Here is a 25021-nt window from a genome sequence, read left to right as displayed (position 1 = left end):
ACGCGCGGCACTTCATTGAGAATTTTAAATGCTTCAGCCGCGTCTTGCACGCTGGATATCGCGCACGCGCTGTTTTTCCGCGCGCGCCATCAGATACCAGGCGATAAAGCCCACGACGCCCACAACCCCTAAAATGATTGACGCCAGGGCGTTGATCTCAGGGTTAACGCCCATGCGTACGCTGGAGAAAACCAGCATCGGGAGCGTCGTGGCACCCGGGCCTGAAACGAAGCTGGCAATCACCAGGTCGTCGAGCGACAGCGTAAACGCCAGCAGCCAACCCGAGATCACCGCAGGCATAATCATCGGCAGCGTAATGATGAAGAAGACTTTTACCGGCGTAGCACCGAGATCCATCGCCGCCTCTTCAATCGAATGATCCAGCTCGCGCAGACGCGACGAAATCACCACCGCCACATAGGCGGTACAGAAGGTGACGTGCGCCAGCCAGATGGTCAACATGCCCCGATCCGCCGGCCAGCCAATCGCATGCGCCAGCGCGACAAACAGCAGCAGCAACGACAAACCCGTGATGACGTCCGGCATGACCAGCGGAGCAGTTATCATAAACGCAAAGCCCGTCGAGCCACGGAAGCGACCAAATCGCACCATTACCAGTGCGGCAATGGTGCCAAGAATAGAGGCCATCGTGGCCGCGCAGGCGGCAATCGTCAGACTCAACCCCACCGCGCTCATCATGGCGGTATCGTGGAAAAGTTCGCCGTACCACCGCGTCGACCAGCCCGCCCAAACGGTCACAAGTTTGGAGCTGTTGAACGAGTAGATCACCAGCATCAACATCGGGGCGTAAAGGAACGTGAAGCTCAGCACCAGAATCAGAATGCGCCACGGAGAGCGTACGACCGGTAAATTATTCATCCGTGATCTCCCATCTGTTTTTGCTGATGCTTGTGGAACCACATGATCGGCACGATCAGCAGCAGCAGCATGACAATCGCGACCGCAGAGGCCACCGGCCAGTCGCGGTTGTTGAAGAACTCCTGCCACAGCACGCGGCCAATCATGATGCTGTCCGGGCCGCCGAGCAGTTCCGGGATAACAAACTCACCGACCGCCGGGATAAACACCAGCATCGACCCCGCGATAATTCCGCCTTTGGTGAGCGGGACAATCACATTAAAAAACGTTTTCAGCGGACGGGCACCGAGATCCAGTGAGGCCTCCACCAGCGAGTAATCAATGCGCGTCAGCGCCGTATAAATGGGCAGTACCATAAACGGCAGATAGGCGTACACAATGCCGATATACACCGCCAGATTGGTGTGCAAAATCGTCAGCGGCTGATCGATAACGCCGAGCCACAGCAAGAAGTTATTCAGCACGCCATTGTTTTTCAGGATCCCCATCCACGCGTACACGCGGATCAGAAACGAGGTCCATGACGGCAGAATCACCAGCAACAGCAGAATATTGCGCGTCGACGGTTTGCTGTGCGCCACCGCCCACGCAAGCGGATAGCCGATCGCCAGACAGCAGATCGTCGAGACCGCGGCTATTTGCAACGACTGCAAATATGCTTCGAAATAGAGCGGATCGTCGGTGAGCTGTAAATAATTACCCAAATTCAGCGCGATCGTCAGCGTTCCGTCCGCCCACTCCATCAGATTGGAATAAGGCGGGATCGCCCGCGCCATTTCGGCGAGACTGATCTTGAAGACAATCAGGAATGGCAGCAGGAACAGCAGGATCAGCCACACATACGGCATGGCGATCACCAGCTTGCGGCCATGCGCCATCTGCATATGCGTCAGCCATTTCGCGAATCCGCTGGTTTTAGGCTCGCGGACAGGGGGTTCAAGTGTACTCATTGCCGCTCCTTATACCGTCAGCACGACGCAACTGTCCGCGTCCCAGCACAGACGCACTTCATCGCCCCACGTTGGCAGCCCTTTTCGGTAACGGTGTTCGTTCTGCAACTGGGCGCTGATCATCTGTCCGCTTTTGAGTCGAACGTGATAAATCGAGAGATCGCCCAGGTATGCAATATGCACCACTTCTCCGACGGCAAGGTTATAGCCATCGGCAGGCGACGCCTCGCAGAGCATGATTTTTTCCGGACGCAGTGCAACGTAAACCGGCACGTTATCCACGACCGAGGCGTCAGGATCTACTTTCAGCGGATGCACCAGCCCTGGCGCTTCAATCACCAGACCATCTTCCTGACGTTCTTTCAGCAACCCTTCAAACACATTGACCGAACCTATAAATTCCGCGCTGTAGCGCGTGGTCGGGTGCTCGTAAATCTCCTCCGGCTCGCCGATTTGCACGAACTTACCGCGGTTCATGATCGCGATACGTCCGGCCATGGTCATGGCCTCTTCCTGATCGTGCGTCACCATCACACAGGTCGCACCCACGCGCTCAAGAATATCCACCACTTCGAGCTGCATACGGTCGCGCAGCTTTTTGTCCAGCGCGCCCATGGGCTCGTCAAGCAGCAGCAGTTTTGGTCGTTTTGCCAGGCTACGCGCCAGCGCGACGCGCTGACGCTGACCTCCAGAAAGCTGGTGCGGCTTGCGCTTCGCGAATTCCTGCATATGCACCAGGCTGAGCATTTCGGCCACGCGTGCGGTGATTTCGGCTTTTGGCAGCTTGTCCTGCTTCAGGCCAAACGCGATGTTCTGCTCCACCGTCATATGGGGGAACAGCGCGTATGACTGAAACATCATATTGATCGGGCGTTCGTAAGGCGGCACGCGGGAGAGATCGACGCCATCCAGCATAATTTGCCCGGCTGTCGGCTGTTCAAAACCGGCCAACATCCGTAACAGCGTGGATTTACCACAGCCGGACGCGCCAAGCAGCGCAAAGATCTCGCCTTTGTAGATGGTGAGGCTGACATCGTCCACGGCATGCTGACCATCAAAGGACTTCGTCAGGTTACGGATTTCAAGAAGCGGGGTCAGCGCTTTACGGGTTTTCGCCTGCGGGCGGGGGGTCGCTTCATTCACGGGGTGCTCTCCGGCATCAATCTAAACTGGTGCAGGCGCACCCTTTCGGTGCGCCTGTTGCCGGGATGTTCTGAACATTCCCGGCCTGGAAAAAGTCGGTGAATGAATTATTTACCGCTTTTCACCTTCGTCCACGCACGGGTACGCACGCGGTCGATTTTCGGGTCTTGTACTTTCAGCGTGAACAGCTTGGCGAACACATCTGCCGGCGGGAAGATCGCCGGATTGTCACGGACTTCAGCGCTGATCAGCGGCACAGACGCTTTGTTACCGTTGGCGTAGAAGACGTGATCGCTGATATGGGCAATCACTTCCGGACGCAGCAGGTAGTTCAGGAACTGATAGGCTTCATCTTTGTTTTTCGCATCCGCAGGCATCGCGAAGACGTCAAAGAACGCCAGCGCGCCCTCTTTCGGGATCGTATAGGTCACGTTCACGCCATTCTTCGCTTCTTTCGCGCGGTTGGCCGCTTGCCACACATCACCCGCCCAGCCGATGGCAACACAGATATCGCCGTTAGCGAGATCGTTAATGTACTGAGATGAATGGAAGTAACGAATGTTTGGACGCAGCTTGAGCAGCAGGTCGGTGGCCGGCCCGGTGTAGTCATCTGCTTTGGTGCTGTTCGGATCTTTGCCGAGGTAATTCAGCACGGTGGCAAAAATCTCTTCAGGCGCATCGAGGAATGAGACGCCGCAGCTTTTCAGCTTGGCCAGGTTTTCCGGTTTCAGCACCATATCCCAGCTGTCCAGCGGTACGTCGGTTCCCAGCGCCTTTTTCACTTTATCGACGTTGTAGCCAATCCCGGTCGTCGCCCACAAATACGGTAAGGCGTATTTGTTATCCGGATCGTGCTTCGCGACCATCTTCAGCACTTCAGGATCGAGGTTTTTCCAGTTCGGCATCTTGCTCTTATCCAGCGGCTGGAAAACGCCGGCCGCCAGCTGGCGCTCAAGGAAACTGGCCGAGGGAACCACCAGGTCAAAGCCGGTGCTGCCCGCCATCAATTTGCCTTCCAGCACTTCGTTGGAGTCAAAGACGTCGTAAACCACTTTAATCCCGGTCTCTTTTTCGAAATTCGCCACCGTATCCGGCGCGATATAATCAGACCAGTTATAAATGTGCAGCGTTTTTTGTTCCGCAGCGAGCGTACCGGCAGAGACAGCCATCAGAGCGCCCGCAACCAGACCCGATAACCATTTTTTATTAAAGGCGACCATATCGTTATTCCTTATGAAAGCTCGTTAACTGTTGTTAACAAACGAACTAAAAGCATGCATTTGGGGATATGCAAGAATCATGCATATTTTGTCGCTCTGCCTGACGCAAAAGAAAAAACCTTCTGGCAGTTTTCGCTCGCTTTTTTAAGCTCCGCAAGAATAACTGTAGCCTGTGCCCCAGGCTATAGCCCAGATTAAAAAGCGGTTTTTATCAATTTTTTACGCAGAAAGGGTCTATGTGATAAGCCGAACAGGCCCGCAGACAGGTGAAATATTCTTTAAAGGGAGGTTAATAGCAGCAGATTAGAGGGTGTTATGCAGCCGCTGCGGTAGCGACTGCGAGAGTGTCAGCGCGTTTTAGTGCAGAAACGCGTCGCGTGAATCGTTATTCTCGACCTCTTCATCTTCAGCCATAAAGAGCAGGTGGTGCGCGCTGGCCTCTAACATCACCATCGAGATTTGCTCTTCGCTCTGGCGCATAAACCAGGCAAACTGCTGAAATGACAACCCCGCACCGGCGCATAAAGACTGGCAAACCACCAATTTTGGCAGATTATCATCCTGAATATCGAGAAATGCTTTCACGGTCAAAGAACCGGCATTGATTGCCGATAAATCAGAGGCCAGGGCCAGCAGTGCCGACGGTTTTACTTCGGCCAGCGCCGAGAAAAGAATTACGTCGTTAATCAGGTCGATTTTGGCGTCAAAAATGCCGTCGAAATTTTGCATGTGCGGCAGGTGCAACGCCTGACAGGAATCACACTCAAAGTAAGTGATGCCAGCATCGTCGAGCCAGTGACGTAACGTATCCAGAGTTGGAACGACCTGTAAATCCATAGAGTGCAGCCTCGTAATAAAAAACTTTGCTTAGAGTACGCAAAAAGCGTGTTCCTAACCACCCGTTTTCAGGCAATAGCCCGGCGTGGCGTGGCGCTCAATCCATGAGATCATTTTACCCGCAATATCGACGCCCGTGGTTTTCTCTATCCCTTCAAGGCCTGGCGAGGCATTAACCTCCATCACCAGCGGCCCCCGGTTAGCGCGCAAAATATCCACGCCCGCAATATCCAGTCCAAGGGTTTGCGCCGCTGTAATGGCGATTTCACGTTCGCGCTCGGTGATGTTCGCGATACGCGCCACGCCGCCACGGTGCAAATTAGAGCGGAAATCCCCGTCTTTCGCCTGGCGTTCAATCGCCGCCACCACCTCATTGCCGACGACCAGACAGCGAATATCGCGCCCTTTCGCCTCTTCGATATATTCCTGCACCAGAATATGCGCATTCAGGCCGCGAAACGCGTCAATCACGCTCTCGGCTGCCTGACGCGTTTCGGCCAGCACCACTCCAATGCCCTGGGTGCCCTCCACCAGCTTCACCACCAGCGGTGCGCCGCCCACCATTGCAATTAAATCGCTGGTGTCGTCGGGCGAATGGGCAATGCCGGTCATCGGTAAATCGATGCCCTGTCGGGCGAGTAACTGCAGGGAACGCAATTTATCGCGCGCGCGGGTAATGGCAACAGATTCATTCAGGGGATAACTGCCGAGCATCTCGAACTGACGCAACGCGGCGGTGCCATAGAAGGTCATTTGCGAACCGATGCGCGGGATCACCGCATCGAAGTGCGGTAACTGGCGACCTTTATAATGGATTGAAGACGCTGCCGGGCTGATGTTCATATAGCACGACAGCGGATCGAGGATCTCAACCGAATGGCCACGCTTATTCGCCGCATCAAGCAGGCGCTTACAAGAATAGAGCGTTCCATCCCGGGACAAAATGGCAATTTTCACCCTGCACCTCTCTAAAAACTCAATAAGAGCCTGCGTATCATATACGCAGCAGGGCGCAGGATAAATGTGCTATCGCACGGCCCAGCCCTGTTTATGTAAATAGTCGAGAATAAACGGACGGTTTTCTTTAATAATGGTGCGACGAATATGGTCACTCCAGGTGTCGCGACGATTATTGCTGTCGCGCGTCAGATAATAGTTGGCCAGGTCTTCGTCGTACTGCGCCAGCACGTCAGCATCCACGGGCTGATAGTGATTTTCATGCATCAGCATCGCAGCAGGAATACGCGGTTTCACGTCCGGGTTATCAGCGGGCCAGCCAAGGCACAGGCCAAACAGCGGTAAAACGTGTTTTGGCAGTTGCAGCAGTTCCGTCACACTTTCAATGTTATTGCGAATGCCACCGATATACACGCCACCCAAACCCAGCGATTCCGCGGCTGTTAACGCATTTTGCGCCATCATTGCGGTATCCACCACGCCCAGCAGCAGCTGTTCCGCCAGCCCCAGTTGCGCATCGGGACAAATTTGCAGATGACGATTAAAATCGGCGCAGAATACCCAAAACTCAGCCGCTTGCCCGACATGCTTCTGCCCGCCGGTCAGCGTCACCAGTTGCTCACGCATCGAGGGATCGGTAATGCGGATAATCGACGTGCACTGTAAAAAGCTGGAGCTGGAGGTTCCCTGCGCGCTCGCGATAATCGCTTCCCGCTGGGCATCCGTAATCGGTTGGTCGGTGTAATGGCGGATAGAACGGTGGGAACGGATCACATCAATCGTCGGGGTCATGGGTCTCTCTTTTCTCTCTCTTTACGCGGTTTCCAGCCAGTATAGGCAAAGATGGCGAACGTGTAATTGGCGAAATATAGCCTAAAGATATCAAAGCGACAGGTGAAACCTGCTTTTCATGAGGGCAGGTTATCGTGCACTATAAGCGTCATTCGCCGTCGGGCTTACGTTTTAGGAGAGAGATATGTTTGCAGTGATTTTTGGACGTCCAGGTTGCCCTTACTGCGTGCGCGCTAAAGAACTGGCAGAAAAACTGACCGCTGAGCGTGATGACTTTAACTTCCGCTACGTTGATATCCACGCGGAAGGCATCAGCAAATCTGACCTCGAAAAAACCGTGGGTAAACCGGTTGAAACCGTGCCGCAGATTTTCCTCGATCAGACGCACATTGGTGGTTTCACTGATTTCGAAGCCTATGCGAAAGAGAATCTGGGTCTTTTTGCTGCCCAGTAATGTGTGAAGCGCCCTCTCTGGAGGGCGTTTTTATTTGTGACGCAGACGTCGGATCAGACTGCGCGCAAAGAGAAAGCACAGCGCGCCCAGCGCACACCAGAATATCCCGCTCATCAGCCACGCCAGTTCCTGCCACAGCGAACGCGACGGTACAAACACCCAACGCATCACCACCAGGCATAGCGGTGCCGCCAGAACCGCACCAATCAACGACTTAAATACCGCTTCACCGCGCGTCAGAAAACTGGCCACTATCCCTGGGAGAATGAAAAACAGTAACCCCAGCTCAGGATGACCTGATGACCGAAACGCGCCCTTCACATTCGCTAATACCAGGCAAACCACGGTAAACAACAAGAAACAGCAGGCGACCCCCGCCCAGTTCCGTTTTATGTTCAAAAATCCTCCTGACTTCATCTCTATCGAATACACATTCGTCCAGCGGACGCCCAGTCAGATAAAGCAACGTGGCACTCCTTGCCAAAGCCCATAGGTGATATGCGATCTTTACTGGCTCTGAATATCCAATGCGATTAGACTATCGGCCAGTTATTGTTCTTCGGATATATTCTTAGTGTGTGAAAAGTGTATTTTTCTGCTCGCGCATGGAACAAAACAGTAGCCTAAATAACCCTTTCTTTCAACAGCTTAACGGTAAACAAGAAGTTAGCCTTCGTGAATATAAACGTCGCAGATTTGTTAAACGGGAATTACATCCTGTTATTATTTGTTGTACTGGCATTAGGCCTGTGCCTGGGCAAATTACGCCTGGGTTCAGTTCAACTCGGTAATTCCATTGGCGTTTTAGTCGTCTCATTATTATTAGGCCAACAACATTTCAGCATTAACACCGACGCGCTAAACCTTGGATTTATGCTGTTTATTTTTTGCGTAGGCGTGGAAGCGGGCCCGAACTTTTTTTCAATTTTCTTTCGCGACGGCAAAAATTATCTGATGCTGGCGCTGGTGATGGTCGGTAGCGCACTGATTATCGCGTTAGGGTTGGGCAAACTGTTTGGCTGGGATATCGGGTTAACTGCAGGCATGCTGGCAGGATCGATGACCTCGACGCCCGTTCTCGTCGGCGCTGGCGACACGTTGCGCCACTCGGGGATGGAAGGGAGCCAACTTTCCGTTGCGCTCGATCATCTGAGTTTGGGTTATGCCCTTACCTATCTGATCGGTCTGGTCAGTCTGATTGTCGCCGCACGCTATTTGCCAAAATTACAGCACCAGGATTTGCAAACCAGCGCCCAGCAAATCGCCCGTGAACGCGGCCTGGACACTGACACTAAACGCAAAGTCTACTTACCGGTGATCCGCGCCTATCGCGTGGGGCCGGAGCTGGTAGCCTGGGCTGACGGTAAAAATTTGCGTGAGCTGGGGATCTATCGCCAGACCGGCTGTTACATCGAACGCATTCGCCGCAACGGCATTCTGGCGAACCCGGATGGCGACGCGGTGTTGCAGATGGGCGACGATATCGCGCTGGTAGGTTATCCCGATGCGCATGCCCGTCTCGATCCCAGCTTCCGTAACGGCAAAGAGGTGTTTGACCGCGATCTGCTCGACATGCGCATCGTTACCGAAGAGATTGTGGTCAAAAACCACAACGCCGTGGGCCGCCGCCTGGCGCAACTTAAGCTGACCGATCACGGTTGCTTCTTAAACCGCGTGATCCGCAGCCAGATTGAAATGCCGATCGACGACAATGTCGTTCTCAACAAGGGCGACGTGCTCCAGGTAAGCGGCGACGCACGCCGCGTGAAAACCGTTGCCGACCGTATCGGCTTTATCTCCATCCACAGCCAGGTGACCGATCTGCTGGCTTTCTGCGCCTTCTTTATTGTCGGCCTGATGATTGGGATGATCACGTTCCAGTTCAGCAACTTCAGCTTTGGCGTTGGCAACGCCGCCGGGCTCTTATTCGCCGGAATTATGCTGGGCTTCCTGCGTGCTAACCACCCAACCTTCGGCTATATCCCGCAGGGCGCGCTGAATATGGTGAAAGAGTTTGGCCTGATGGTCTTTATGGCGGGCGTGGGTTTGAGCGCGGGCAGCGGTATTGGACACAGTCTGGGTGCCGTCGGCTGGCAGATGTTGGTCGCCGGTTTGATTGTCAGCCTGCTGCCGGTGGTGATCTGTTTCCTGTTCGGCGCTTACGTTCTGCGCATGAACCGCGCCATGTTATTTGGCGCGATGATGGGTGCCCGCACCTGTGCGCCCGCGATGGAAATCATCAGCGATACTGCACGCAGTAACATCCCGGCCCTGGGCTACGCGGGCACATACGCCATTGCTAACGTGCTGTTGACGCTGGCGGGTACGCTGATCATCATCATCTGGCCGGGACTCGGATAACTCTCAAGTTTGCGCATCGAGAAAATTATTTTAGATATGCGCAGAACTTTTCCAAAAGGAGGCAGTCATAATTAGTGCCACTGCTTTTCTTTGATGTCCCCCAATTTGTGGAGCCCATCAACCCCGCCGTTTTGGTTCAAGGTTGATGGGTTTTTTGTTGCCTGCTATTCTGCCCATTCATAATCAGTCACTTAGACACATTCCTCTTCATCCGTGGCGACAGAATGGCGACAGCGAAATTTTTGGCGGCTCGTTAAGGGGATGATCTTGAAAACTCTGAGGCAGCCACATGGAAGAAATGCACTTTGTTTACATCAATGGTAATGCGCGAATTGGTGTCCATTCACTAATAAATATCAGCCGCAGCGAACACCACCTGCAAGGGGTTTGTACCAAGAGCAACTCAGTTAAGACCTACCGTCTGGATCGCATCCTTAAGGAATACGGTTCTGCTGAAGAGGCTTTCGGCTCTTGCGATACCTTTAATCCCGATAGCTATTCCCACCTCGTTTCTAAAAGCAAAACCGCCCTCAAGCAGCAAACCTTTGATATCTGTTTTACCGGCTTCAAAAAAGCAGACAAAGAGCGTCTGATCGCCGTTGCTTCTGAGAATGAGTTAACAGTACGAGACTCGGTCACAAAAAATCTTCAGATACTTTGCTGCGGCTACAATGCGGGACCATCAAAAGTTAACGCAGCAAGGATGAAAGGGACTGTCATCATTGATGAGTCTGGTTTTAATCATTTCATTGAAACCGGCGAGATACCTGACTTCTGAGTTACACAAACAAAACCCGCCATTGGCGGGTTAGTAAGCTAATTGCTCCTGCATTCCTTTCGGATGGGGAGGCGCGGCGCTGATTTTTTGCGGGCGGCATACAGAACGGACAAACGTCTCATGTGTCACGAACGTATGCCCGCACTCAATATTGGTGCACTGGTTGTAGCGTTCTTTGGTCTCACTGGAGACCTGAAAGCTACTGCGTGTATGCGCGGCCTGGCCGCACATCGGACAATTCATCATTTTGTTCAGCCCTCACTCTTAACCAGTTCGCAATAATGATACATCATTGTTCTCATTTTGGAACTAATCATTCAATTTCGAACTCGTCAATTTTCACTTCGAGATCCAGACTGGTGGTAAACCCACTGTCCGGGTTCACCGTATGCGTCAGCGTGGTGATGGTCCACTCCGCATCATCAATCGGCTGCTTAAAGCCCCTGACCTTGACCGGCATTTCGGTATAGAGATCCGCCCGCCCTTCTGCGAGCTGCAGGGAGAACGACGCCACCCCGCGCTGCAGACGCTCCCACTGCATCTTTGCCGCCCGTTCCGCATTGCCCCGGTTGGCGTAGGTCCGGCTCAGGACCAGCACGTTTTCATCCGTTCCCACCAGGTAGTCACCCTGCTTTTCCTCCGGCGCTTTGGGCGCGGCGGTTTTCTTGCGGCGTCGCTTCACCTTCGTCGTCTCTTTCTTCTTCGGTTCACGGGTGTGCAGCCAGCTGGCAATCACGCCAGTGTAGGCTCCACGGTCAGCCAGGGAAAACCGATGGCCGTCTCCAGCCTGGCGGGTGATGGTGATAACCGGCAGCGGCTTTCCGCTGGCCGTTCTGCCCTGTCCCTGGCGGATAAACAGCAGGTTTCCGTCTTTCACGGACGCAATCGCCCCGAACTGGCGCGCCAGCTTCATCAGAAAACTCGCGTCGCTCTCATTGGTCTGGTCCAGATGGTCCAGTGTCTTTTCCGTCAGGTCTGTGCCCAGCGCCACTTTCAGGTTGTGGCGAGCAGCAATTTCCTTCACCACCGCGCCCACCGTGGTCTGGTGCCAGGACTTTTCACGCCGGGTGTTCAGGGTTTCGCGAAAATCAGCGCTGCGCGCACGGACGGTCAGCCGGTCAGGTGCGCCGGAATGTTCGATTTCATCCACGGTAAACGCCCCTTTCGGGAACAGCGGCTGCCCTTTCCATCCGAGCGCCAGATGGATCACCGCCCCCCGACGCGGCAGAACAATCATTCCGTCCGCGTCGTCCAGCTCCAGATCGAGCTGGTCCGCCTCAAAGCCCCGGTTGTCGGTCAGCGTCAGGCTCATCAGGCGCGCGTCCATCACCGTCGTCACATCCCTGCCTTCGATGGTGATACTGAACGCCGGGCTTTTGCTGGTCAGGTTCATGAGACTTGAATTCAGATTCATGACAGCAGCCCTCCCGCCATATTTTTCACTTTGCCAATCGCAGACGTCGCCGTGTCCTGCAGGTTGCTGAGCTGATCGCTCAGACTGCCGAACATATCCGAAAGCGACTCATCCACCCGTTTCAGGGTCAGCGTAAACTCAATCCGCCGCGGCATTCCGCTTTCGAAAAACTCCGTTTTGGTCTGACTCAGAATCTCGATCACAAACATGCCATAGATAGTGCCGCTCCCCTCAATCAGCGGCCACGCTTTGCCCAGCTCCGCCATCTGCTCCAGTGCCAGCAGAGACAGCCTGCCGCCGGTGACTTCCGGCAGCAGCACGCCGGAAAGCGTCAGGGAATCGTTATCCGGGCCAAGAAACTGCGTGGACGGACGACGGTTCACCCGGTTGTTGGCGGCGTGCCGCCAGCTGCGCTGATACTGCAGCTCCTGATAGGGCACGGTGCGCAGCATAAACACGTACAAACCCAGCACCATCATCATGATTCGTACCCCCCCTGATCGCTGTAATTGCTGCGCGCTTTTGCCCTGGCCCGGCGTTCTCGCTCATCGAGCTGTCGCGCCACTTCGCGGGCAATATCCTGTGCGCTTTGCCCTGGCTGGGCGGTGATATGGATCGGCGCGTTAATCTCATAACGGATAATGGTTGGCGGACTGTCATCCTTCACCGGCTGCGGCTGATACGCCCTGACCGGCAGGCTGAACGGATGCAGCGGCGCGGCCTCTGCAGGCGCGGCTGTTACGCCCATCACTCCGGCCACCACGGACGCCAGCGCCGCAGTGCGTCGCCTGCTGGTCACATTCGCCGGACCGTTGACAATTTCCGGACCGTTCTCGCCCACGATGCCAAACTGCCCGCGCGGTATTGCGCCACCGCTGTCATACATTCCCGCAAAACTACCACCCGGCGGTATGGGTCGCGGCGTGGCCGCCCCGACAATCTGCACCTGCGGTGTCGTTGTGGTGTTGCCGGTCATCCAGTCAGGCAAGTAATCCGTGACTGACGCCAGCTTGCTTTTCAGCGCCTCCCACTTTTCATTGATGCCGTCGAGAACGCTGTCGATAATCGCGCTGCCCATGGCTTTGAATTTCTCCGGTAGCGCGGCAATATCGCTGATGATTTCCGTCCATTTCTGGCTAATGGTCTGCCTGACAATCGCCCATGCTGCCGACACGCCATTACTGACAGCCTCCCACAGCGCCCTGAATTTCGGCCCCAGCGTCTCCCAGTTCTGCCAGATGTAAATCGCCCCCATGGCAATCAGGCTGACCGCCGCCAGAATCGGGTTCGCCATCATCAGGCGGCCCAGCCACACCACACTTTTACCGGCACCGCTAATCGCGCTGCTAATCAGGCCGAACGCGCCACCGCCTTTGATACCGAGAATAGAAAACTGCAGGCGCATCAGTGCCAGCGGACCGAGCAACGCAGCCACCGCCAGCATGACCGTTCCGAGCACCACGGCGAGCGCGGCGAATGCCGCCCCCACTTTCAGCAGACCGCCCGCCAGTCGCGGGTTTTCTTCCACCCAGCGCCGGAACGTGCCGGTGACTTCTTTCACCGTGTTCATGATGGACAGCAGCGGCTCGCGCAGCGTTTCGCCCAGACTGCTGAACGCGTTCTGCGCCCCCGTTTTGACCAGCAACCACTGCGCGGAAAGAGAATCCTTGTTGATATCGGATTCTTTCTGCATGGAGCCATTCGCGTCACCGCCGGCCGTGAGTCTGAGCTGGCGCTGCAGCTCCGGCAGGTTGTTCGCGAGCTTCGCCGCATCGTCGCCAAATTCTTTGCCAAACAGCATCGTCATGGCAGATAAACGCTTGTCCTGCGGCAGATGGTTGACCTTCTCCAGCACGCGCTGAATGGTCCCCATAGCGTCCTTTGTCATCTGCTTTTCAAGCTCTGCTGGTTTCAGCTTCAGGAGATCCATACCGTCCATGAATCGATTGCTCTGCATGGAGGCAATCGACAGCTCGCGCACCATGGCGTTCGACGCGCTGGCGGCAATTTCTGGCGCAGCACCTAATGACAGGAACGTGGAGCCGAGCGCGGCGGCCTTGCGATAATCCAGACGGTCCGCCACGCCCCCCATACGCTGCAGCACGTCGATAATGTCAGCGCCCTTTGACATGGCGTTATCGTCCAGGTAGTTCAGCGCGTCGCCCAGCTGTTCGATATTGCGGGTTGGCACCTTATACAGACTGGCGATTTTCCCCAGCCCTTCGGACAGCTCATCAGCGGGCAGTTCGAACGCCGTGGACGCTTTGGCCGCTGTGCTCGCGAAAGCCAGCAGGTCGCGCTTCTGGTCCGCCCAGGAATCGTTGGGGTTCGCCACGTTCATGCGCGCCCCGCCTTCAACCAGCGCGGCATAATCTACTGCGCCGTTTTCCATCGGTAGCTTTTCACTGGCGGCTTTGATGGCGTCCTGCATTTCGTAGAACCGGGCGGTACGGTTGCCGTTGTCGTCGCGCAGGCCGTTGACCTGCTTTGCCACGCCCTTCATGGCATCTTCCATGCTGGCGTAGCTTTTCACCGCCGCCATCACCGGTGCGCCCATTCCGACACCTGCCGCAGTGGTGCTTGCTCCGGCTCCGGCGATACGGTCACGGACCTCCAGGCTACGGGAATAGGTGGCGCGGACGGCATGCATTCTTCGTTGCTGTTCTCCTAACGGCATAACGTCAGTGACGGACGGCGACCAGTGAAAGATGGTGGCAATGTCTGCCACCAGGTCATCAACCGTCAGGCTGTCGGCAAACCGGCAAGCACCGACTTCTTCAATAAAAAAGTCACCACCTCGACCGACAGTGCGGTGAGGTCGGCGGGGTCCAGCTCCGCCATTTCCTGCGCGGTCAGGGTCGGCGTGGAAATACGCGGAATAACGGTCATCATCGCGCCCACATCCATATCCATGATGGCCTGCAGGCGGGTGCCACGCAGCGCGCCGGACTGCGGTTTACGCAGAATGATTTCGGTGATTTCTGTTTTGCCGCGCTTGATCGGGGTATCCAGCTGCACGGCCTTTTCGGTCGGTTTATCGCTCATGTTCGTGTCCTGTTCGTGGGTACTGGCGCGGCTGCCCGCGCCGTTAAGGTTAATCAGAGGCCGAGGGCGTTACGGTGCGCTTCCATCAGGTCCACGCCGTCCACGATTTCAATCATGTTGACCAGATCGACCTCATACAGCACGTCGCCGTTAATGGTCAGCTTCGCGTAGCTGTTGGTGCTGGTGACTTTGGTTGTGCTGCTCTCGCCCGTTTTCCACTCGCCGGAATCCAGCTCTTTGTGACGCCCGCGCACAACCAGTTCAACCGCCTGCACTTCGCCTGTGTCGTCACGCTGGATAGAGCCGGTAAAGCGCAACTGGATGGCGTCCACCGTCGCTTTGCCCATCTGCTTGAACAGCAACAGCTCGGTGCCCCCGATGGAGAACTCCGTATCAATCGCGCCGTCATCCAGCCCCATATCCACGTCCACCGCGCCCGGCATCCCGCCGCCGCGATACTTCTCGAACTTGCGGGTGAATTTCGGCAGGGTCAGCGACTCGACGATCCCCTGCCAGTTGTTCCCGTCGTTAAACAGGTTCAGGTGTTTTAACTTGCGTGGTAAAGCCATGGTGTCCCCTTACGCACTGACCTGGCTGGAGAAGTCCAGCAGGTACTGATCGGTGATGCGCTGGCGCAGCATCAGGTTTTCCAGAGGTGGCACCGGCGTGTAGTCGTAGTCGATGGTGAGCTTCCCGGCTTTCAGGGAATCTTTATCGTTCACGGACTCATCCAGCCAGCAGTCCGCGCCGATGATGTAGCCCTGCGTTTTCAGGCTGCGCAATTTGGCACGGATACCTTCGATAATGTCGCGGGCCAGTGACGGATTCAGCACGCCGTCCACCGCCCACATATGCGCTTCAGCGATGGTGTCCGCCAGCACCTGCGCGGTGCGGGTGTAGTTCTCAAAGGCAAACAGCGGATCGTCACTGAGGCAGCGGGAACCCCAGAAGCGGAAACCGTCCTTGCGGATAAGCGTGGTGACGTCGTTCTGGTTAAGCAGCCCTGCATCGGTTGCCGGGTCCTGCAAATCCCAGAACACATCAGCGGACAGCCCGGTGACGCCGTTCACGCCGACGTTGGAGAGCGTTTTGTGCCAGCCGATCTGCTCGTCAATTTTGGCACGCAGGCCAAGCGCACGGGCGGAGGCGTACGCCGTCGCGTCGGCATTCAGTACGGTGTCAAAGTTGATGAAGTCAGGCCAGATCAGCATCCCCTCGCGCTGGCTGAAATTAGCGCGGTAGGCAATGGCGTCTTCCACGGTTTTGCAGCCATAGGCGGACAGATAGGCAAACCCGCGCAGACTCTGCGCCACACTCAGCAGCTCAGTGGCAACGGCCTGCGTGTCATGCCCCGGCACGCCAAGGATGCGCGGTTTCACGCCGAGCTGAGACTGCGCCGACAGCAGCGCTTTCATGCCTGTTTTTTTGCCGTCAGCGGTGACGCCGCCGAGGATGTTAGAGGTGGTTTCCGCTTCAGTTTCGCCCTGGGCGACACGTACCACGACGGTGACGGGTTTGGCCTGGTCAGCAATGGCATCGAGCGAACGGGCCAGCGTGCCGGACTCGCCCGCCTTGCCGCTGGCGGTCAGGACGTCGGTTAGCAGAACCGGTTTGTTGAGAGGAAACATTGCCGCATCGGCATCATCGCCGGTGCAGACCATGCCCACGATGGCGGTGCTCACCGTGGTAATGGGTCGGGTGAGCGTTCATGGGGGGAATGTTGGTTTATTACACGTATATGCGACAACTTAACTGAATTGTTCTGTTACGTGCACAATGAACTGTGCCACTTACTCGTATCCATCGTGCAAGTGGCAACAATAATGTATGGAACACTACCAGTAAAAGATGATTCCGCTAGGTCAAATAAGAAGTAAAATTATTGGCAATACTATAGCCAAAAACTCATTAATACCTCTAACGACCTGAACCACATTATTAGTCTGATCTAAAAACTCATTATTTCTTTCAAGTGCCTCTTGCAGTTTTGATGTATTCCTTGAAAATTCATCGATAATGGCTTGATAGTTAGCATGATCCAGCACAGCAATAGCCTGAATTAATTTTGTAAGATTATCACTGTATAACGACTGATCCTTTAAACTCATAGATGTCAATTCTGCATCAGAATACTGATAAAATTTATTCCTTATAGATCTTAAAGTATCCACCGTATATTGAATAAGCTGTTGTTCTTGCTCAGTCATTTTTTAACCCCCATATTGATATCTGTAGTTAGAGAATCGACAAATGAAGCAAACTGCTGAATTTCAGCCTGATCACGCAATGCCGAAACTGACCCTCCCTCGCCACTTGTTGTTTTATAGAGTAAATCTAACATTTTATCAGGGGCTGTTTTCACAATATCAAAATGAGCTAATTTGGATTGAGTTGTAATCCATTCTTTTCGACCATCCCCCCATAACTCTGCATTTATATTTTTCATATGTTTTATATATGGCTCTTTTACATTATTAACATAATTATTATCAGAATAATCCTTCAAGTCGCCTATATATACACCACTAAATGCAGCAAGAACTTTTTTATGGATGATTAATTCTGTTGCTATATCTGGAGAAGCTTGTTTTAATGACGCACTAATCTTACCCGCCTTGTACATCTTGGAAGCATTTGATGTAATTTGTTCAATATAATTCTTATCCTCTGCACTCAACTCATTGGTTCCAAGAAATTTACTTCCTGAGTCAATTTTCGTTACCAGAGACGCCCCTTCAGCAGTGATTTCTTTGTCAGACGCATCATTCGCAATTTTCTTCAATGAAGTGAAATACCCAGAACTTAATGCAACTCGAATTTTAATTGCTTCGAGATCTTTTATATCAGCTATAGTTTTATCATCCTCAAATTTAATTTGTGCTGAGAGCTTGTCTGGCGTTTGATTTATTGGGACTTTTCTGTAATGCAATAATGCAAAATTACTATACTCCGTAGTATAACCAATTACCTTACCTAAAAACTTATCCATTGAGGAGGAATAAACAATCCCTGCATCCGCAAAACTATTGCTATCATTTATAGTTTTTGAAGCACACCCAACAAGGAAAAGGATAGGGATAACAGCACAAGCAAATCTAGCCATATTCGACTCCAGAGCAAGCTGTGTGAAATTAACAACATAACAAAATGACGCCTATTAAAAGATAAAAACAATGTTCTCATCAACATTACATTGACTATATGAGAAGCAGTAAAACCTTTTTATCATTTTTATAAGATAGATGAGCACAAGAGGATTTCAATAGTTCGTAAGGATTATTTAATCGTATTAATCAAGAAATTGTACACTTCGTTCTTCACTGTACTATTTACACCTAATAATTTTCTCTCAACATAACGTACCTCTGGCCCCTTACGTCTGACACGATCGCGTAAGCCATAATGATGCACCCGCGCAATGCGCTGCACCTTCCCTGTAAACTGCACGCTGGCTGAATCCGCGCTGGCGGCAGTTTTCAGGTATTTCGCCGTGCGCAACTTCGCAAACATCTGCCGCTTGATGCGCCCCTTTTTAGTCCGGGCCGTGACCTTTCGCGGCTCGTAGCCACTGCCGTCAGGATTACGCTGTAGCCGAATATTATTTTGCTGATTCCGCCGCACCTCCTGCGCCAGTTCCCGCATCATGCGCTGACGTGCAGCAGGCTCCAGATTCGCCAGCAGTGCCGCTAGCCACTCGTCCATCTTGTGCAGATTATTCACGTTTCACCCTCCACATCTCTTCTGGCTCATCAGGTTCCGGCTCCGCCTCAACCGTCGAGATCCCGCCGTCGGTGCTGACCAGCACGCGCTCGGTCAGCTGCAGGTTCAGGCTGATATCACACACGTCGTTGCGCAGAATAACGCCTATCTGGAGAAGCGCACCAACCGGCTGGGCGGTATTCTGTCGCTGGAGCCGTCGCTGGCGAAATACACCCGGCGCGGTGTGGATCTGGATACCTACTGGTTTGTGCAGTACGGCATGACCACGCAACCGTACGAGTTCATAAAAGGCAGCATTTTTCACCTGATGGAACCGGATTTAAACCAGGAGATTTACGGCCTGCCGGAGTACCTGTCAGCCATCCCTTCCGCCCTGCTGAACGAGTCCGCTACGCTATTCCGCCGCAAGTATTACATCAACGGCAGCCATGCAGGGTTCATCATGTACATGACCGATGCCGCACAGAATCAGGAGGACGTGAACAACATCCGCCAGGCGATGAAAAGCGCCAAAGGGCCGGGCAACTTCCGCAACCTGTTTATGTACTCGCCTAACGGCAAAAAGGACGGGATTCAAATCATCCCGCTTTCAGAGGTAGCTGCTAAGGATGAGTTTCTGAATATCAAGAACGTGAGCCGGGATGACATGATGGCAGCACACCGCGTTCCGCCGCAGATGATGGGGATCATGCCGAGTAATGTTGGGGGGTTTGGGGATGTGGAGAAGGCGGCGAATGTGTTTGTGCGGAATGAGTTAATTCCTCTGCAAAAAAGACTTGAAGAACTTAATATATGGTTAGGTGATGCAATAATTACTTTTAGGCATTACTCTTTAGAGCAATAGAATCTCTTTAAAAAGATAAGAGATTACATCTCTTATCTTTGCCACAACAACCATTCAAAATAATTTTAAATTTCAAAATGCGATTTATATTCAATCAATTCATCCTTTGCAAGAACTCCACTGGAATCTATGTAGTTAATAATATCCCAATCATAAAGACACAACGTCAAAACCATTAATCTTACCAATGGGAAATCAGTCAAATTAATCAACACTTCGTAATATTCTTTTTTTTCTTGCCCCGATAACTTTTCATCGATCAACTTAAGCAAAAGATAAAAGCGTCTCGCTGAAGAGTGAATTGATTCTGAAACGTCACATTCGCTAATATCATTAGCGATGTCAATTCGTGAAAAGCCTTCATTTTTCTTAGAAAAAATAAGTTCTTCAAGATAATTTACAGCCTCACCTCCCTTAACTTCACTCCCATCCGCTTTACTTAATCTAAATTTATCGAAGGCAGTACGTTGAGCATCAATAAGGTTATAAAATCTAGCTTCGAAATTCTTCAAGTAATCAAGATGTTCTTGACGTTTATTTTCTACAATGAGACTTGAATTAGCCTCTCTTTGTAGATTAACAGATCTTATCAAGAGCACTATGGATAAGAAGGTTAGTATAGGGTTTACAACCCCTCCCAAGTAATCACCGAATTGCGCCCAAACCTCAGTGCTTTTAGACAAACCTTTGCCAGTATTGAAGTTGTAGACATACGCAAGTATGACGACAACTATAAAAAACAGGCTAAAATAAATAATCTTTTTCATTCTAAGATATCTCATGAATAAAATACTTAACAACTTCGCCGCTTCCTAACTTCAAGTCATGTACTGTTAAGGTGATAAAATCCCATTTATCTTTGGATAACCCATTATTTCTATGAAGATTTTCAGTGATTTTCTTCTTAAAGTCTAAAGGAACATATTTCAATCCTTTTGCTAAACCAAAAGCTGTCGTCTGATCATCACCTTGAACTATTAACCGGCCATTACCTGTCATTGAGTTAAATCGGGTAAAGATAACAGTAATTTGATATTCACGCTTTCCTTCTTCAGTTTCAGTAATATGCTGTGCTGTTTTAGGGGTTAGCATAGCGATTCGAGTTTTATCCCCCCTAGGTTTGTGGTTCAATTCTACATTGAAACTGCTCATAGTAGTTATTTTGTGCATATCGACCAGAGCGCGCCGAAGAACTTCAAGGAGTTTATCCTCAACATTTTCCAATTCAGCAACAACTCCTAATGCACTTGCACTTAACTTATTAGGTTCAAGGAATAATGATTCTGAGATGAAATATGACATCACCTCACAAAAAACATCATTCCCCATCTTTTTTAACTTTCTTTTAAGTACTGGATCATTAATTTCGATACAAAAATTTTGCCCATAAGAGCTTTTAAAGCTTTGTTTCAGCTGAGTTCTAATATCATTTACACTTGTTCTTCTTTCAGAAACTTCTTGTTTGAGAATTGCTTCAGCGAGTGTTGATACAACTCTTGACGTCCCAGCTAAAGTCTTCAATCCGTAGTCCATATCGACCTGATGATCATCGCTGTTAATTACAATATCAAAATTAATATTCACAATACGTTACCTTTTATTCTATTGTTATCCTTCTCAGATTATTACCACTATCAATGGTTAAAGTTCAAATACTTAAACCAAAATAGTGAGCTGGCGCGCGCTCGTATCCCCGCCACGCCTGCCCGCTTTGTGTAGTGGTTTTCATGCAGGTGCATGACGGGCCGGAGAGCGCGCCAGTTCCGGCGGCCCCGACCCGTTGCGATCCTATTTGGATCATGCGAATCCATGCACCATAGACATGCACAATATCGTCATGCCGCTGAATGCCGTACGGGAGGGAGTTTCCCACGGTGCAAAATCACTAATGCGTGCTTTCATCCTGCCTTACTCCGTATTCATTTAGCCTGGTAACCAGATCGCTCGTCAGCTCCGACAGCCACGAGATCGCAACCTCCTTGTCGTCATCGCTACAATCTGAGCTGGCGACCAGCCGGGCCATAAGTTCTATCCGCTGCAATGCAAGTGACTCAATGAACAAATCGTTCACAACTCCCTCCCCTTATTACTGTTTATATATACAGTACAACATATGTATTTAAAGCTGAAATGGTTTTTTACTCAGCTAACCCTTTGATTAATAGATAACCTCAATCGTGACTTTTTCAGTACCACTGACGCCATTTGTCATCCTCCTGTAGTCGCTGGTTCCGATAGAACAGCCGCAACCCGGCTCCAGATGGCAGGCTGCCACCACGCAGAAGGAGATCCACTTCCGTTTCGCTGGCGTCAAAGCCTCTGGACCGCAGTTCTGCGTCGAGCTGCAGTCGTTGGTGTTCCGTAATTTCCTGTTTGTACCCTTTCCGACGCTTCGGTTTTACCAGCCGCAGCCTCGCCGTAAGCTCACGCAGTTCCTTTTTACTCATATTCTCGAAGTCCGGCAGCGCTGCCGGTTCTTCGTTACCTGATGATTCGCCCCCTGTCTGGTACATTTTTTCAACAGGGGGACAGTTATTGCCACGAGTCCAAGGGGCGCAAGCGCCCTGGTCGGCTGCCGCCTCCTGAACGTCAATGGCTTTACGAACCATTTTCCACTTCATCGCGTGCGTGCAGATCCGGCCCTCAACAATCGGGGACCAGATGCCATAGATTCGGATGCCGTGATCGCCGTAGGTGCCCGGCTCGTCGTTAAGCTCGTATGCCGTTCTGATAAGGTGATTTTTGCGGGGAACCAGCACGCCGCCCTGCTTCATGATGTAGGTCGCAAAACAGCCCACATCAGCGGCCGCCAGCACGGCATCCAGTCGCGGATTTTCCAGCACCGGCGCACCGGCTTTTTTGTCACCCTGCGCTCTCGAGGCCTGCCCGGCCAGCAGGCGCAGTTCACGGTATGCCTGACGCCCAGGAATGCCGAAGAAACGGAACTGCTGGACGCGGTGAAGGGATGCCCAGGCACTGACGTGCTCGGCACTGTCGCGCAGTGATTTGCCGGTTTCTTTGCTGATCTCTTTTGCCAGTCCACGCCCGTCGATGTTCTTACTGATGTATTTGGCGATGTAGCTGGTCGGCGTGCCTTTGCGCGGGTTGATGAGTTCAGACTTGAAGCGCGGGCCGGTGTTGTTGCCCAGCTCGGTGCGATCCTCGCGAATGGCAAATTTACGCAGCAGCGCAGTGAGCGTGCGGCGGTCTTTTTTGCGCATAAAGCACAGCAGATGCCAGTGCACGGTGCCGTCGTGATGCGGCTCAGCAACGCGCACCCCATACCAGCGCAGCCCGGCCTTATGCATGGCCTTGCGGAATGCGGCAAAGGTATCAACCAGGTAGTCACTACTCTGCCGCACAGTTTCGTTAGTCCACTTCGGATTGGGCCTGCCATTGTTGAGGGTTGCGTGGAAGCGCGACGGGCAGGTGATGGTATAGAACACGGCACAGTCGCCGCGCATCTCGGCGATCAGCTCCAGACCTTTCACACAGGCCATCATTTCATTACGACGGTGCGCCGGGTTGCTGCTGCTGGCGTTCACCACGTCTTCCATATCCAGCGTGTCACCATCGGCATTCACCAGCTCGTGCGATTGGAAAAACTCCAACGATTTACGGCGCTGCTCGCGTTTGTGGATCACGGCTTCATAGCTGACATACGGGGAGGCTTTCTTGTTGACCAGGCAAACGGCACGCAGCTGTTCCTCCCGCCACTCGCAGCGCGTCTGCCACAGTTTGCGATACCACCAGTCGGCACACAGCATCCGCGCCAGCGAACCCGGAATCAGGTCATAGGGCACGGGCTTGCGGCGGCGTTTCTTGCGGCGCAGCTGTTCAAAGGCAGGCGGAATGACATCAAGACGCATAGCCTCTGCCGCTACTTTTTCCCATGACTGGCGGATTTGCTCAGGCTTCACGTCATCAGTCACAAACAGATCGCTGCAGGCAGCATCTAGACACATACTCATATGCGCCGAAACCAGCGTGGACAGGCGCTTGACCTGCTCCTGACTCATCTCAGGCAAAACCAGCAGCCCCTCCAGCCCTTCATGACTCGCCATAAACCGGAACGAGGCAGACACCTGACTTTCACGTACACGGTTCAGTCGCTCAAGACACGGCTTGATGGTTTCGCGCAGATAGCGGGAATATGCTTTCGGCCTCCCCAGCCCCTGGAAGAACTTAATCCTTTCCAGCAGAGGTTTACTGACGTGGGCGGGTTCGGCGTTGACGTTAGCCAGAATGACTAAGTCGGGATTAAAGAGCTGCTGCTCGCGCGCCATTTTGGCGCGGCTGATGAGCTGGTCCTGTTCCATTTCACGCTGAACAGGATCGCGAGATTCATTGAAGAAATAGCGTTCCCAGACCTCATCACTCATGGCCTCGCGGTGCAGTTGTTCCTGCTCGTTATCCGCAGCGTAGAGAGTGATCAGTTTTAAAAGCGCAGACACCGGCGCAACTTCCGCCGGGTCCAAATAGGGGTTTACTGCTTTTTTTGGGGCATTCCATGGGAAAACACCGGCGGCCTCAGTCGGGCCGCCTTTATCTTTTGTTAATTCAGGCATCACTGACAGGCTCCGAAGCTCACAGCGCCCCTCGGGTGTAGTGCTTCCCTTTCAGCTCAGCAATTTCCTGACACGTCACGCAGCACTGCACGCCAGGGATAGCTTGTCTGCGAGCAGTTGGAATTGGCGCGTCACAGTCGATGCAAAGAACGCGAGCAGTGCCTGGTTTTCTGGCACGGGCGTTCTGAATATGGCGCTGCAGGTTTTCTTCGACGCGCTGCTGTACGAGATCCATGGAATCAGCCATCAGTGCCAGTCCCCGCGTGATTCAGCTTCATAACGGGCAACTTCACGGCGCAGTAGTTCTGCCGCTTCCAGTCCGTTCATTCCCTCTTTAAGGATGTGGATTGCCAGTGCCTCCATGCGGATGGAAACGGCAAAGGCGCAGTTTTTACGCTCATCCAGGCGAGTCTCGTTAAACAACTGGAACAAACCGGCATCATCTGGTCCGATTTTGGTGGTAAGGGTTTCACTATTTCGCATAATCAATTCTCCTGAATTTGGGCAAAAGAATGCCCGGCGGGTTTACGCCATTAATTTCTGTTTTGAGTTAATTCGGCATGGTTAGCCGTTTGGGAAATAAGCTCACCACTGCCCGAAAATGATTCATTGCTTTAATCAGCTCCCGCGTTTCGTCAGTGGTCAGCTCATTAATATTGACGCTGTGACGTTCTGCCGGAATTTTTGCCATGAAGAATATGGCGGCTAATGCCCTCTCATTCTGTCTATGATTTATGTCGCGGAGATCGCGCATATCATGAATAAACCGTTCCAGTTCGCGCTCAATATTCAGGCCAAATACCTTTGCTCTCAGCTCCGCGATATGGTTCAGTCCATTCAGACGCTGACCGGTACTCAGTGGAACAGTCGCCGCAGGGCCTTCAATAGCCATGGTTTCCCCTGTTTTATAGTGGACAGGTCAGCCAAAAGCGCATCCTGCGAGCGGCACGGATGCCAGCGCTTACCATCCTTCCCGATAATCCAGCCGTGGCCGCAGTGCATTGCCGGGCTTTGCTTAACGAGAAGCGACGCAAATGAAGGTTCGTTTCTCAACATAAA

General features: G+C 52.7%; 27 protein-coding genes and 3 pseudogenes. 4 read left to right on the top strand and 26 right to left on the bottom strand.

The genetic code is table 11. The features are described 5' to 3' along the window. Window positions 1-33: 33 nt before the first annotated feature. From potI to nfsA, 7 genes are all read right to left on the bottom strand, one after another. Window positions 34-879 (bottom strand): putrescine ABC transporter permease PotI, encoded by an 846-nt coding sequence (gene potI / locus I6L74_RS15210; protein ID WP_059178499.1) that lies wholly within the window; start codon window positions 877-879, stop codon window positions 34-36. Beyond that, the gene (gene potH, locus I6L74_RS15205; protein ID WP_059178500.1) at window positions 876-1829 is read right to left on the bottom strand and encodes a putrescine ABC transporter permease PotH; all 954 of its coding nucleotides are present in this window, start codon (window positions 1827-1829) and stop codon (window positions 876-878) included. The genes potI and potH overlap by 4 nt, the downstream gene beginning before the upstream one ends. 9 nt (window positions 1830-1838) lie before the next feature. Continuing rightward, window positions 1839-2972 carry a putrescine ABC transporter ATP-binding subunit PotG gene (gene potG / locus I6L74_RS15200; RefSeq protein ID WP_072241797.1) on the bottom strand — a complete coding sequence of 378 codons (1134 nt, stop codon included), beginning with the start codon at window positions 2970-2972 and terminating at the stop codon, window positions 1839-1841. Window positions 2973-3079: 107 nt separating this feature from the next. Beyond that, window positions 3080-4192: a spermidine/putrescine ABC transporter substrate-binding protein PotF gene (gene potF, locus I6L74_RS15195; RefSeq protein WP_012016768.1), complete on the bottom strand. Its 1113-nt coding sequence runs from the start codon at window positions 4190-4192 to the stop codon at window positions 3080-3082. Window positions 4193-4549: 357 nt separating this feature from the next. After that, window positions 4550-5029: a YbjN domain-containing protein gene (locus I6L74_RS15190; protein WP_059178502.1), complete on the bottom strand. Its 480-nt coding sequence runs from the start codon at window positions 5027-5029 to the stop codon at window positions 4550-4552. Between the two features lie 54 nt (window positions 5030-5083). After that, on the bottom strand, window positions 5084-5986 hold the full coding sequence (rimK, locus tag I6L74_RS15185) for a 30S ribosomal protein S6--L-glutamate ligase (RefSeq protein ID WP_059178503.1): 903 nt from the start codon (window positions 5984-5986) through the stop codon (window positions 5084-5086). 69 nt (window positions 5987-6055) lie between these two features. Then, entirely contained in the window at window positions 6056-6778 is a 723-nt protein-coding gene (gene nfsA, locus I6L74_RS15180) for an oxygen-insensitive NADPH nitroreductase (protein WP_059178504.1), read from the bottom strand. 184 nt (window positions 6779-6962) lie between these two features. On the opposite strand from nfsA, the gene I6L74_RS15175 reads away from it, so the two are divergent. Beyond that, window positions 6963-7232: a GrxA family glutaredoxin gene (locus tag I6L74_RS15175; RefSeq protein WP_012016764.1), complete on the top strand. Its 270-nt coding sequence runs from the start codon at window positions 6963-6965 to the stop codon at window positions 7230-7232. Between the two features lie 30 nt (window positions 7233-7262). Here the strand turns inward: I6L74_RS15175 and I6L74_RS15170 are convergent, their stop codons facing one another. After that, on the bottom strand, window positions 7263-7631 hold the full coding sequence (locus I6L74_RS15170) for an inner membrane protein YbjM (RefSeq protein WP_059178505.1): 369 nt from the start codon (window positions 7629-7631) through the stop codon (window positions 7263-7265). Window positions 7632-7907: 276 nt separating this feature from the next. Here I6L74_RS15170 and I6L74_RS15165 point away from each other — a divergent pair, with 276 nt between their 5' ends. Both I6L74_RS15165 and I6L74_RS15160 read left to right on the top strand, forming a co-directional pair. Next, on the top strand, window positions 7908-9593 hold the full coding sequence (locus I6L74_RS15165) for an aspartate:alanine antiporter (protein WP_012016762.1): 1686 nt from the start codon (window positions 7908-7910) through the stop codon (window positions 9591-9593). Window positions 9594-9882: 289 nt separating this feature from the next. Continuing rightward, window positions 9883-10371 (top strand): BRCT domain-containing protein, encoded by a 489-nt coding sequence (locus tag I6L74_RS15160; protein ID WP_059178506.1) that lies wholly within the window; start codon window positions 9883-9885, stop codon window positions 10369-10371. A gap of 30 nt (window positions 10372-10401) precedes the next feature. Here I6L74_RS15160 and I6L74_RS15155 read toward each other — a convergent pair whose 3' ends face one another. From I6L74_RS15155 to I6L74_RS21465, 11 genes and pseudogenes are all read right to left on the bottom strand, one after another. Further along, window positions 10402-10617 (bottom strand): ogr/Delta-like zinc finger family protein, encoded by a 216-nt coding sequence (locus I6L74_RS15155; RefSeq protein WP_012016760.1) that lies wholly within the window; start codon window positions 10615-10617, stop codon window positions 10402-10404. Window positions 10618-10684: 67 nt separating this feature from the next. After that, window positions 10685-11785 carry a phage late control D family protein gene (locus tag I6L74_RS15150; protein WP_059178507.1) on the bottom strand — a complete coding sequence of 367 codons (1101 nt, stop codon included), beginning with the start codon at window positions 11783-11785 and terminating at the stop codon, window positions 10685-10687. Continuing rightward, window positions 11782-12267 carry a phage tail protein gene (locus I6L74_RS15145; protein WP_059178508.1) on the bottom strand — a complete coding sequence of 162 codons (486 nt, stop codon included), beginning with the start codon at window positions 12265-12267 and terminating at the stop codon, window positions 11782-11784. The genes I6L74_RS15150 and I6L74_RS15145 overlap by 4 nt, the downstream gene beginning before the upstream one ends. Further along, window positions 12264-14456 (bottom strand): annotated as a pseudogene (locus I6L74_RS15140) (phage tail tape measure protein); the annotation flags it as partial. The gene I6L74_RS15145 and the pseudogene I6L74_RS15140, both read right to left, overlap by 4 nt. A 71-nt stretch (window positions 14457-14527) precedes the next feature. Continuing rightward, on the bottom strand, window positions 14528-14830 hold the full coding sequence (locus I6L74_RS15135) for a phage tail assembly protein (RefSeq protein ID WP_059178510.1): 303 nt from the start codon (window positions 14828-14830) through the stop codon (window positions 14528-14530). 53 nt (window positions 14831-14883) lie between these two features. Beyond that, window positions 14884-15399, bottom strand: a complete 516-nt coding sequence (locus I6L74_RS15130; protein WP_059178511.1) for a phage major tail tube protein — start codon at window positions 15397-15399, stop codon at window positions 14884-14886. Between the two features lie 9 nt (window positions 15400-15408). Continuing rightward, window positions 15409-16521, bottom strand: coding sequence for a phage tail sheath protein (locus tag I6L74_RS15125; RefSeq protein WP_059178512.1), 1113 nt, complete (start codon window positions 16519-16521; stop codon window positions 15409-15411). A 171-nt stretch (window positions 16522-16692) separates the two neighbouring features. Next, window positions 16693-17037, bottom strand: a complete 345-nt coding sequence (locus I6L74_RS15120; RefSeq protein WP_059178513.1) for a hypothetical protein — start codon at window positions 17035-17037, stop codon at window positions 16693-16695. Beyond that, entirely contained in the window at window positions 17034-17933 is a 900-nt protein-coding gene (locus I6L74_RS15115) for a hypothetical protein (protein WP_059178514.1), read from the bottom strand. The genes I6L74_RS15120 and I6L74_RS15115 overlap by 4 nt, the downstream gene beginning before the upstream one ends. Window positions 17934-18106: 173 nt before the next feature. After that, window positions 18107-18532 carry a phage virion morphogenesis protein gene (locus I6L74_RS15110; RefSeq protein ID WP_059178515.1) on the bottom strand — a complete coding sequence of 142 codons (426 nt, stop codon included), beginning with the start codon at window positions 18530-18532 and terminating at the stop codon, window positions 18107-18109. Window positions 18533-18542: 10 nt separating this feature from the next. Then, window positions 18543-18689: pseudogene (locus I6L74_RS21465) on the bottom strand (phage tail protein); the annotation flags it as partial. Between I6L74_RS21465 and I6L74_RS15105 the strand changes: the two are divergent. Beyond that, window positions 18690-19394 (top strand): annotated as a pseudogene (locus I6L74_RS15105) (phage portal protein); the annotation flags it as partial. It abuts the pseudogene before it with no gap. Window positions 19395-19459: 65 nt separating this feature from the next. Here I6L74_RS15105 and I6L74_RS15100 read toward each other — a convergent pair. From I6L74_RS15100 to I6L74_RS15070, 7 genes are all read right to left on the bottom strand, one after another. Then, entirely contained in the window at window positions 19460-20161 is a 702-nt protein-coding gene (locus tag I6L74_RS15100) for a hypothetical protein (RefSeq protein WP_059178516.1), read from the bottom strand. A gap of 1 nt (window position 20162) precedes the next feature. After that, window positions 20163-20978 carry a hypothetical protein gene (locus I6L74_RS15095; RefSeq protein WP_059178517.1) on the bottom strand — a complete coding sequence of 272 codons (816 nt, stop codon included), beginning with the start codon at window positions 20976-20978 and terminating at the stop codon, window positions 20163-20165. Between the two features lie 602 nt (window positions 20979-21580). Then, on the bottom strand, window positions 21581-23962 hold the full coding sequence (locus tag I6L74_RS15090) for a replication endonuclease (RefSeq protein WP_059178519.1): 2382 nt from the start codon (window positions 23960-23962) through the stop codon (window positions 21581-21583). Between the two features lie 19 nt (window positions 23963-23981). Continuing rightward, window positions 23982-24209 (bottom strand): TraR/DksA family transcriptional regulator, encoded by a 228-nt coding sequence (locus I6L74_RS15085; protein ID WP_059178520.1) that lies wholly within the window; start codon window positions 24207-24209, stop codon window positions 23982-23984. Beyond that, window positions 24209-24445: a DUF2732 family protein gene (locus I6L74_RS15080; protein WP_059178521.1), complete on the bottom strand. Its 237-nt coding sequence runs from the start codon at window positions 24443-24445 to the stop codon at window positions 24209-24211. Before I6L74_RS15080 ends, I6L74_RS15085 begins: the two co-directional genes overlap by 1 nt. 67 nt (window positions 24446-24512) lie before the next feature. Beyond that, on the bottom strand, window positions 24513-24854 hold the full coding sequence (locus tag I6L74_RS15075) for a DUF5347 domain-containing protein (protein WP_059178522.1): 342 nt from the start codon (window positions 24852-24854) through the stop codon (window positions 24513-24515). Next, window positions 24818-25018, bottom strand: coding sequence for a phage filamentation protein Fil family protein (locus tag I6L74_RS15070; protein ID WP_072241800.1), 201 nt, complete (start codon window positions 25016-25018; stop codon window positions 24818-24820). Before I6L74_RS15070 ends, I6L74_RS15075 begins: the two co-directional genes overlap by 37 nt. Window positions 25019-25021: the final 3 nt, after the last annotated feature.

Source organism: Lelliottia amnigena, from assembly GCF_019047465.1.
In the GTDB taxonomy this organism is placed as follows: domain Bacteria; phylum Pseudomonadota; class Gammaproteobacteria; order Enterobacterales; family Enterobacteriaceae; genus Enterobacter; species Enterobacter amnigenus.
Note: the sequence above shows the minus strand (reverse complement) of the source record. Positions and strands in the feature narration are given on the sequence as shown.

What these genes read in the sequence shown, in the direction of transcription:
- potI (WP_059178499.1), bottom strand. Translation starts at nt 879, where the DNA reads ATGAATAATTTACCGGTCGTACGCTCTCCGTGGCGCATTCTGATTCTG.
- potH (WP_059178500.1), bottom strand. Translation starts at nt 1,829, where the DNA reads ATGAGTACACTTGAACCCCCTGTCCGCGAGCCTAAAACCAGCGGATTC.
- potF (WP_012016768.1), bottom strand. Translation starts at nt 4,192, where the DNA reads ATGGTCGCCTTTAATAAAAAATGGTTATCGGGTCTGGTTGCGGGCGCT.
- I6L74_RS15190 (WP_059178502.1), bottom strand. Translation starts at nt 5,029, where the DNA reads ATGGATTTACAGGTCGTTCCAACTCTGGATACGTTACGTCACTGGCTC.
- nfsA (WP_059178504.1), bottom strand. Translation starts at nt 6,778, where the DNA reads ATGACCCCGACGATTGATGTGATCCGTTCCCACCGTTCTATCCGCCAT.
- I6L74_RS15175 (WP_012016764.1), top strand. Translation starts at nt 6,963, where the DNA reads ATGTTTGCAGTGATTTTTGGACGTCCAGGTTGCCCTTACTGCGTGCGC.
- I6L74_RS15160 (WP_059178506.1), top strand. Translation starts at nt 9,883, where the DNA reads ATGGAAGAAATGCACTTTGTTTACATCAATGGTAATGCGCGAATTGGT.
- I6L74_RS15155 (WP_012016760.1), bottom strand. Translation starts at nt 10,617, where the DNA reads ATGATGAATTGTCCGATGTGCGGCCAGGCCGCGCATACACGCAGTAGC.
- I6L74_RS15150 (WP_059178507.1), bottom strand. Translation starts at nt 11,785, where the DNA reads ATGAATCTGAATTCAAGTCTCATGAACCTGACCAGCAAAAGCCCGGCG.
- I6L74_RS15145 (WP_059178508.1), bottom strand. Translation starts at nt 12,267, where the DNA reads ATGATGATGGTGCTGGGTTTGTACGTGTTTATGCTGCGCACCGTGCCC.
- I6L74_RS15135 (WP_059178510.1), bottom strand. Translation starts at nt 14,830, where the DNA reads ATGAGCGATAAACCGACCGAAAAGGCCGTGCAGCTGGATACCCCGATC.
- I6L74_RS15130 (WP_059178511.1), bottom strand. Translation starts at nt 15,399, where the DNA reads ATGGCTTTACCACGCAAGTTAAAACACCTGAACCTGTTTAACGACGGG.
- I6L74_RS15120 (WP_059178513.1), bottom strand. Translation starts at nt 17,037, where the DNA reads ATGACTGAGCAAGAACAACAGCTTATTCAATATACGGTGGATACTTTA.
- I6L74_RS15115 (WP_059178514.1), bottom strand. Translation starts at nt 17,933, where the DNA reads ATGGCTAGATTTGCTTGTGCTGTTATCCCTATCCTTTTCCTTGTTGGG.
- I6L74_RS15110 (WP_059178515.1), bottom strand. Translation starts at nt 18,532, where the DNA reads ATGGACGAGTGGCTAGCGGCACTGCTGGCGAATCTGGAGCCTGCTGCA.
- I6L74_RS15100 (WP_059178516.1), bottom strand. Translation starts at nt 20,161, where the DNA reads ATGAAAAAGATTATTTATTTTAGCCTGTTTTTTATAGTTGTCGTCATA.
- I6L74_RS15090 (WP_059178519.1), bottom strand. Translation starts at nt 23,962, where the DNA reads ATGCCTGAATTAACAAAAGATAAAGGCGGCCCGACTGAGGCCGCCGGT.
- I6L74_RS15085 (WP_059178520.1), bottom strand. Translation starts at nt 24,209, where the DNA reads ATGGCTGATTCCATGGATCTCGTACAGCAGCGCGTCGAAGAAAACCTG.
- I6L74_RS15080 (WP_059178521.1), bottom strand. Translation starts at nt 24,445, where the DNA reads ATGCGAAATAGTGAAACCCTTACCACCAAAATCGGACCAGATGATGCC.
- I6L74_RS15075 (WP_059178522.1), bottom strand. Translation starts at nt 24,854, where the DNA reads ATGGCTATTGAAGGCCCTGCGGCGACTGTTCCACTGAGTACCGGTCAG.
- I6L74_RS15070 (WP_072241800.1), bottom strand. Translation starts at nt 25,018, where the DNA reads ATGTTGAGAAACGAACCTTCATTTGCGTCGCTTCTCGTTAAGCAAAGC.